This window comes from Bradyrhizobium sp. SHOUNA76 (assembly GCF_023006445.1).
GTDB lineage: Bacteria > Pseudomonadota > Alphaproteobacteria > Rhizobiales > Xanthobacteraceae > Bradyrhizobium.
On record NZ_JALBHA010001041.1, the window covers coordinates 1 to 731 of the forward strand.

Here is a 731-nt window from a genome sequence, read left to right on the forward strand (position 1 = left end):
CGTGCGCCCGAGCCGCGCGCGGGCATCCGCTCCGGCCACATCCCCGGCGCCCGCAACGTGCCCTACAATCTCCTGTTCGATGCCGCGACCGGCGAGATGAAGCCGCTCGACGATCTCCGCGCCGCTTTCACGGGCGCTGGCGTCAAGCTCGATGCGCCCATCGTGACGAGCTGCGGCTCGGGCGTGTCGGCCGGCGTGCTGACGCTCGCGCTCTATCGCCTCGGGATCACCGACACCGCGCTCTATGACGGCTCATGGTCGGAATGGGGCCAGGAAAAGGGCCCGGCCATCGCGACCGGGCCGGCGTGAGACGTTCGACTGTGGCCGCGCTGAAGGTGCGCTCCCTCGCCTCGCCTCGCGCTTGCGGGGAGAGGCGAAGAAGGAGCATCAGCGCGCGCGCGTGGTCGTCGCGAACGTCTGCTGCTGTCCGAACGGATCGAGCTGTTGCTGCAGCTGCTGAGGCGGCGGACGCCGCACCACGCGTTGACGCTTCTTGGCCGCCTTGCGCTTGGTCGCCTTGCTGTCCGAGGCGCCGCTACCGGCCTTGTCATCGACCTTGTCACTGACCTTGGCCTTCGCCGGTGGAGCCTTCGCGGTCGTCGTCGCCGGCTCGTTCAGGGCGGCCAGTTTGGCCGCGGCGACGTCGAGGGCAGAGGAGGCCAGGGCCGCACTGGGATCAGCCGGCGCCGGCTCGCCGGCGGTTGCGACAGCGGCAGGCTTAAGGTCAGGCT

1 protein-coding gene and 1 pseudogene are annotated in these 731 nt (G+C 70.5%); one reads left to right on the forward strand and one right to left on the reverse strand.

Annotated features, from left to right (window positions below; genetic code table 11):
• The coding region (locus MOV74_RS39570; protein ID WP_246933045.1) for a rhodanese-like domain-containing protein at positions 1–309 on the forward strand (309 nt) is incomplete at its 5' end.
• Positions 310–387: 78 nt separating this feature from the next.
• Here MOV74_RS39570 and MOV74_RS39575 read toward each other — a convergent pair.
• Positions 388–731: pseudogene (locus MOV74_RS39575) on the reverse strand (hypothetical protein); the annotation flags it as partial.